Source organism: Streptomyces cahuitamycinicus, from assembly GCF_002891435.1.
GTDB classification, from domain to species: domain Bacteria; phylum Actinomycetota; class Actinomycetes; order Streptomycetales; family Streptomycetaceae; genus Streptomyces; species Streptomyces cahuitamycinicus.
In genome coordinates this window covers 1-6856 of sequence record NZ_POUC01000425.1, presented here as the reverse complement: position 1 = coordinate 6856, position 6856 = coordinate 1, and the positions used below count along the sequence as shown (strand labels likewise).

7 protein-coding genes and 1 pseudogene are annotated in these 6856 nt (G+C 72.0%); 5 read left to right on the top strand and 3 right to left on the bottom strand.

The features are described from left to right. Together C1J00_RS48590 and C1J00_RS35510 are read right to left on the bottom strand one after the other, a co-directional pair. On the bottom strand, nucleotides 1-785 hold a 785-nt coding region (locus C1J00_RS48590; protein WP_180989813.1), incomplete at its 3' end, for a zf-HC2 domain-containing protein. Beyond that, entirely contained in the window at nucleotides 782-1363 is a 582-nt protein-coding gene (locus C1J00_RS35510) for a sigma-70 family RNA polymerase sigma factor (RefSeq protein WP_102913062.1), read from the bottom strand. The genes C1J00_RS48590 and C1J00_RS35510, both read right to left, overlap by 4 nt. A gap of 361 nt (nucleotides 1364-1724) precedes the next feature. Here C1J00_RS35510 and C1J00_RS35505 point away from each other — a divergent pair, with 361 nt between their 5' ends. Both C1J00_RS35505 and C1J00_RS35500 read left to right on the top strand, forming a co-directional pair. After that, the gene (locus C1J00_RS35505) at nucleotides 1725-2105 is read left to right on the top strand and encodes an STAS domain-containing protein (protein WP_102913061.1); all 381 of its coding nucleotides are present in this window, start codon (nucleotides 1725-1727) and stop codon (nucleotides 2103-2105) included. A 168-nt stretch (nucleotides 2106-2273) separates the two neighbouring features. Next, nucleotides 2274-2786, top strand: a complete 513-nt coding sequence (locus C1J00_RS35500) for an EF-hand domain-containing protein (RefSeq protein ID WP_102913060.1) — start codon at nucleotides 2274-2276, stop codon at nucleotides 2784-2786. Between the two features lie 28 nt (nucleotides 2787-2814). Here the strand turns inward: C1J00_RS35500 and C1J00_RS35495 are convergent, their stop codons facing one another. Beyond that, nucleotides 2815-4317 carry a class I adenylate-forming enzyme family protein gene (locus C1J00_RS35495; protein WP_102913059.1) on the bottom strand — a complete coding sequence of 501 codons (1503 nt, stop codon included), beginning with the start codon at nucleotides 4315-4317 and terminating at the stop codon, nucleotides 2815-2817. 89 nt (nucleotides 4318-4406) lie between these two features. Between C1J00_RS35495 and C1J00_RS35490 the strand changes: the two genes are divergently transcribed. From C1J00_RS35490 to C1J00_RS47285, 3 genes and pseudogenes are all read left to right on the top strand, one after another. After that, nucleotides 4407-5603 (top strand): amidohydrolase family protein, encoded by a 1197-nt coding sequence (locus tag C1J00_RS35490; RefSeq protein WP_102913058.1) that lies wholly within the window; start codon nucleotides 4407-4409, stop codon nucleotides 5601-5603. Continuing rightward, entirely contained in the window at nucleotides 5603-6736 is a 1134-nt protein-coding gene (locus tag C1J00_RS35485; RefSeq protein WP_102913057.1) for an acyl-CoA dehydrogenase, read from the top strand. Before C1J00_RS35490 ends, C1J00_RS35485 begins: the two co-directional genes overlap by 1 nt. A 6-nt stretch (nucleotides 6737-6742) precedes the next feature. Further along, nucleotides 6743-6856 (top strand): annotated as a pseudogene (locus C1J00_RS47285) (acyl-CoA dehydrogenase); the annotation flags it as partial.

Below are 6856 nucleotides of genomic sequence, written 5' to 3'. Positions count from 1 at the left end.
GTGTTCGTCGGCAGCGTCAGATGTGTATAAGAGCCAGCCTCGGTGCGGGCCGCCGGGGTCGGGCGCCGGGCCGGGACGTCGCCCAGCGGGTCGTCCAGGCCGAGTGCGACCGCCACCAGGCCGTCGACGCTGAGCAGATGCGCGATGACCCCGGCGACGGTGGTGCGGCGACTCGTCGCCGCGTCGGCCCGGAACCAGCGCAGCCGTACCGGCGCGTGCCACTCGGCGTCGCCGAAGTCCTGGAGCAGGGCGTCCAGCCGCGCGGTCTCGGCGTCGTAAGCGGCGGCCCATTCCGGTACCGGGATGCGCGGCGGGCGCCGCTCCAGGCAGGTGTCCAGGACGCGGGTGCGCAGCCCCGGGTCCAGGTCGAGGCTCTCGGGGCGTTGCAGCAGGCCGACAGCCTCGCGCAGCCGCCGGGCCTCGTCGGCGCAGGAGCCGCAGTGCCCGAGGTGCTCCTCGACGGCCGTGGCCTCCTCGGCCGAGCAGGCGGCCAGCGCCCAGGCGCCGAGCAGGGCCTTCAGTACGGGGTGTTCGAGGGCGGGCGGGGCGGGCGGCGGTGCCGTGAGGCCGAGGTCCGCCGGCGCGGCCAAGGGCAGTCCACCGTCCTCGACGGAGGCCCGGGGCATGGGGATCCGCGGCGGCCGTCCGTGCGCAGCGGTGTCACCGCGCCCGGTATCGACGCTTTCACCCTGAACGCCGCTTTCGTCCCGGGTGTTGTCCTTCTCCTCGGGGTCGTTCTCCCCCTCGTCGCCGTCGTGCGCCTCGAACCGTTCCGGCCCGTTCACACCGCACCCCCGTATCCGGGCGGTGCGCCCGGAGCCTCGGTGTGGTGGGCGGTGGAGAGCAGTTGCAGGCCCAGGCGCAGCCGGCGGCGGGCCTCGTCCTCGGTGATGCCGAGGTCGGCCGCGGTCCGGCGGTAGTCGCGACGCTGGAAGTAGGCCCGTTCCAGGGCCGAGCGCAGCGGGACCGGCATGGACTGGACGATGTAGTCGGCGCGGGCGGCGACCGAGGCGCGGCGCACCTTGTGCTCCAGTTCCTCCGCGGTGCCGGAGCCTTCGCGGGCGAGTGCGGCGGTCTCGGTGGCGCGCAGCCGCTGCACCGCCAGCCGGTGGGTCAGCGTGGCGACCCAGGTGCGCAGCGGGCCCTGCCGGGGGTCGTAGGAGTCGGGGTGCTCCCAGACGTGGACGAAGACCTCGCGCGTGATGCCGTCGGCGGCGCGCTCGTCGCCGAGTACGCGGTGGGCGAGGCCGTGCACGAGGGAGGCGAACCGGTCGTAGAGCTCACCGAGGGCGGCGGCCTCCCCGCGGGCGAGCCGCTGCTGCATCTTGCGGTCCCAGCGAGGCGGTACGTCCTTTTTCGCCATGTGGCCCCCTCACCCCCTGCTCGTCTCCCGCGCGCGTGCTCTGTCCAGCCTGTCTCCGGCGCCTCCTCGAATGTAGTCGGCACGTCCGCTAGCGCACGCCCCTTTGTGGCAATGTGCGCCCCCCGACCGGCCGCAGGTGGTAGGGGCCGCTGGGGTTCGCACCGGATGCCTTTGGGCTCGCGCCTACCCCACCGCCCTCTGATCAGACCTGACTGAAGAGGATCGAACAGGATCGAAGCCGACTAAAACAAGCCTCTTCCGCGGGGGATCCGTTTTTCGGGTTGTGTTTCAGGGAACTGCCGCTGGGCAGCCGCGCTGCAAGGAAGCGTAGGGTCTGCTTCCGTTTTGGCGAGCGAGGGGCGTGGTGGTGACCTTCAAAGTGACCGGCGGCGAGCAGGGCGAATGGGCCGTGCTCCAGGTGTCGGGCGAACTGGATCTGGTGACGTCACCGGTGCTGCGTCAGCGCGTGCACGACGTGGTGGCCGAGGGGCACCACTGTCTCGTCCTGGACCTGTCCGAGGTGTTCTTCTGCGACTCCAGCGGCGTAGGCGTGCTCATCGCGGCCCGCCGGCTGATCCGCTCCTGCCAGGGCCGGCTGCGCCTGGTGCTGCCCGCCCGGGGCGCGGCCGACGGGTCCCACGTCAACCGGGTCCTCGGCGCGCTGGGTGTACGCAGGCTGTTCGATGTGTACGGCGATGTGAACGCGGCCCTCGGTGACGAGGGTGAACCCCTGTCCGCGTGACAGCGCGATGACGCACGGTAGACGGAGTGTCGCCGTTCCGGCACGCCGTTGTCCCGGAATTCCCCCGGTCTTGGCACAAGTGACGTTTTCCCGCGCCCGAACGGCTCCCTCCGTCGTACGCTCCGACCGAGACACACCCCACCCGACGTAAGGCGGCCCGAAAGAGACATGGTCAGCAGCGAGTACGAGCGCAGGATCGCCGACCGGTTCGCCACCTTCGACCAGGACGGCAACGGCTACATCGACCGCGAGGACTTCTACGGCGCGGCCAAGGCGCTGCTCACGGAGTTCGCCGTGACGGCCCGGTCCGACAAGGGGCAGGCCCTGTACGGCGGAGCCGAGGCCTTCTGGCAGGGCATGGCCGGGATGGCGGACCGCGACGGCGACCAGCGCATCACACGCCAGGAGTTCGTCAACGGCGCGGTCAAGCGCCTGCGCGACAACCCCGACCGGTTCGCCGAGATCGCCCGCCCCTTCCTGCACGCGGCCCTGGACGTCGCCGACACCGACGGGGACGGCGCCGCGACGATCGAGGAGGCCGGCCGTGTCCTGAAGTGCCTCGGCGTCCCCGAGGACATCGCGGGCCCGGCCGTCGCCACGCTCGACACCGACGGTGACGGCAAGGTCGGCGAGGCCGAGGTCATCCCGGCCTTCGCCCGCTACTTCACGGTGCCCGAATAGCCTGAACACGGGCGCGTGCCCGACGGGGTCACGTGCCCGCGTAGCGCTCGCGGAGCTTGTACTTCAGCACCTTCCGCAGGGTCTCGCCCCGCGGAAGGGCGGCCACCACCTCCAGCCGCTCCGGCAGCTTGTGCACCGACAGTCCCTCGGCGCGCAGGAAGCCGGTCACGGCGGCGAGCGTCAACGCCTCGGATCCGGGGGGCTGTTCCACCACCGCGCACACCAGCTCCCCGCGCGCCGCGTCCGGCAGCCCGATCACCGCCACGTCTGCGACCGCCGGATGCCGGTGCAGCAGGTCCTCGATCTCCTGGGCCGAGATGTTCTCGCCCTTGCGGATGATCACGTCCTTGAGCCGGCCGGTGAGGACCAGGTGCCCGGTGTCCGTCAGGCGCCCGAGGTCGCCGGTGCGCAGGAACCCCTCCTCGTCGAAGGCCTCCGCCGTCTGCCCCGGATCCAGATACCCCCGGCACACGGCCTCCCCGCGCAGCCGCACCTCCCCGTCCACGATCCGGATCTCCATGCCCTCCGGTGGCCGCCCCTCGGTCGTCGCCAGCAGCTCGGGGGTGTCGTCCGGCGACCCCATGGTGATCATCGGCACCTCGGTCATGCCGTACCCGTGGGTGAGCTGCACGCCCATCTCGCGCACGACGGCGTGGTACAGCTCCGGCGGCTTGGGTGCCCCGCCGCCCGCCAGCAGCCGCAGGGCCGGCACCACCGGCTCTCCCGGCCGCTTGCGCTGCTCCGCGAGGAACATCGAGTAGAACGCCGTCGAACCGCCCGCCATCGTCACCCCGTGCGCGCGGTACGCCGCCAGCGCGTCCGGCAGCGCGAACTGCTCGAACAGCACCGCCGGGAAGCCGTACAGCAGCAGCATCACCGTGTAGTCGGGTCCGCCGATGTGGGCGTACGGGAAGGCGATCGAGCCCACGTCGTCCGCCGAGGGGCGCAGCGCGTGCGCCAGGCAGGAGCCGCCCGCGAGCAGCGAACGGTCCGTGTGCAGCACGCCCTTGGGGTCGGAGGTCGTGCCGGACGTCCAGTAGATCCAGCGGACGGCGGTGCCGTCGCAGGGCGGGGGAGGCAGGAGGGACGGATCGCCGTCGGGCAGGCCGTCGTAGGCCTCGAAGACGCCCTTCGCGCCCAGCCGCCGGGCCATCTCCCCGTGGTCGAAGCCGCGCCACGTGCCCGGCACCGCGAAGAACTCCGCCTTGGACTCGCGCAGCGCGAAGCCGACCTCGCGGTCCCGGTAGAAGGGGATGATCGGGGTCTGCACGGCACCGAGACGGGCCAGGGCGAAGGACAGCACGGCCGTCTCGATACGGGTGGGCAGTTGCCAGGCGACCACCGTGCCGGGGCGCACGCCCATGCCGTACAGCCCGGCCGCGACCCGCTCGGCTCGCGCGCGCAGCTCCTCGAAGGTGAGGGTGCGGCCGTCCTGGAGGAAGAGCGGCCGGCCGGGGGTGAGGGCGGCGCGGCGGGCGACCAGGTCCCACAGGGTGCGGGATGCGCTCAGGGCGTGCGGGGTCTCGTTCACGGCTGCCCCCTGCTGCTTGGCTGACGGGTCGTCAGGTGGGATGCTATCTGACGCTGCATCAGATAAGTACCGTCCGGCGGAGGGGACCCATGGCGACCGAACTGCCCCGCATCATCAGCGTCGACGACCACGTGATCGAGCCCGCCCACCTCTTCGACACCTGGCTCCCGGCCAGGTACCGCGAGCGCGGGCCCCGGCCGCTGACCGCCGGGATCGGTGAACTCGCCTACGTCGGCGGCAAGTACCGGATCACCATGGACCCGGACGGCCAGCCCACCGACTGGTGGATCTACGAGGACCTGAGGTTCCCGTACAAGCGCAACATCGCCGCCGTCGGCTTCGACCGGGACGCGATGACCCTGGAGGGCATCACCCGCGAGGAAATGCGGCCCGGCTGCTGGGACCCGAAGGAACGCCTGAAGGACATGGACCTCAACCACGTCGAGGCGAGCCTCTGCTTCCCCAGCTTCCCGCGCTTCTGCGGCCAGACCTTCGCCGAGGCGCACGACAAGGAGGTCGCCCTGGCCTGCGTGCGCGCCTACAACGACTGGATGGTCGAGGAGTGGTGCGGCGACAGCGGCGGGCGGCTCATCCCGCTGTGCCTGATCCCGCTGTGGGACATCGGGCTGGCCGTCGCGGAGATCCGCCGCAACGCCGCGCGCGGGGTGCGGGCGGTGACCTTCTCGGAGATCCCCACCCACCTCGGGCTGCCGTCCATCCACTCCGGCTACTGGGACCCGTTCTTCGCGGCCTGCCAGGACACCGGGACGGTCGTCAACATGCACATCGGGTCCTCGTCCCAGATGCCGGCCGCCTCCCCGGACGCCCCGCCCGCCGTCCAGGCCTCGCTCAGCTTCAACAACGCGATGGCCTCGATGATGGACTTCCTCTTCAGCGGGGTCCTGGTGAAGTTCCCGAGCCTCAAACTCGCCTACTCCGAAGGCCAGATGGGGTGGATCCCGTACGCCCTGGAGCGTGCCGACGACGTCTGGGAGGAGCATCGCGCCTGGGGCGGCGTCCGCGACACGATCCCCGAGCCGCCGTCGACGTACTACTACCGGCAGATGTTCTGCTGCTTCTTCCGCGACAAGCACGGCGTGGCGTCGATCGACGTCGTCGGCCGCGACAACGCCACCTTCGAGACCGACTACCCGCACGTCGACTCGACCTTCCCGCACACCAAGGAGGTCGCCCTCGACCACGTCAAGGGCCTCGACGACGAGACGGTGTACAAGCTGATGCGCGGCAACGCCATCCGGATGCTGGACCTGGACCTCGACCGCTGATGGACCTGTCGTACACGCCCGAGGAGGAGGAGTTCCGGGCCCGGCTGCGGGAATGGCTCGCGCGAACGCTCCCAGGTCTCCCGCCCAGGCCGTCCCCCGACGACTGGCCGGGGCGGCGGGCCTACGACCTCGGCTGGCAGCGCAGGCTGTACGAGGCCGGATACGCCGGCGTCCACTGGGACGCCACCCCGAGCGTCCGCCTGATCTTCCTGGAGGAGACCGAGAAGGCCGGCGCACCCTATGTGGGCGCCAACTTCGTGGGCCTGCTTCACGCCGGCCCGACGATCGCCGCGGAGGGCACCCCGGACCAGCGGGCGCGCTGGCTGCCGCCCATCCTGCGCGGCGAGGAGGTCTGGTGCCAGGGCTTCAGCGAACCGGACGCCGGCTCCGACCTCGCGGCCCTGCGCACGCGCGCGTGCCGCGACGGCGACCACTACGTGGTGACCGGCTCCAAGATCTGGACCTCGCACGCGGAAGTCGCCGACTGGTGCGAGCTGCTGGTCCGCACCGACCCGGCCGCCCCGAAGCACCGGGGCATCACCTGGCTCGCCCTGCCCATGGACGCGCCGGGCATCACCGTACGGCCGCTGCGCACGCTCGCCGGGCCGGCCGAGTTCGCCGAGGTGTTCCTCGACGGGGTGCGGGTGCCGGTGGCGAACCGGGTCGGGGACGAGAACGACGGCTGGCGCGTGACCATGGTGACGCTGTCCTTCGAGCGGGGCACGGCCTTCGCCGGCGAGGTCGTCGCCTGCCGCCGCGTCCTGGCCGAACTGGCCGTCGAGGCCCGTAAGAACGGCCGCTGGGACGACCCTGTCCTCAGACGGCGGCTGGGCAGGCTCAACGCGGAGTTCCGGGCGCTGTGGCGGCTCACGCAGTGGAACGTGAGCGCGGCGGAGGCCTCGGGCGGAGTGCCGGGCGCGGGCGGCTCGGTCTTCAAGCTGCGCTACTCGCACGCCCGCCAGGAGCTCTACGACGCCGCCGCCGAGGTGCTGGGTCCCGACTGTCTCGACCTGGACCGGCCGTGGACCCTCGACCGGCTCTCCGCCCTGGCGTACACCATCGCGGCCGGCACCTCGCAGGTCCAGCACAGCATCATCGCCGAGCGCATCATCGGCCTGCCGAAGGGACGGTGAGGTGCCGTGCGGTTCCGGCTGACGGACGACCAGCGGGCTCTGCGGGACGGGGTGCGCGAGGCGCTGGCACGGCGGTTCGACGGCCAGGCGCTACGGGCGGCGGTGGAGGCAGCCGACGGT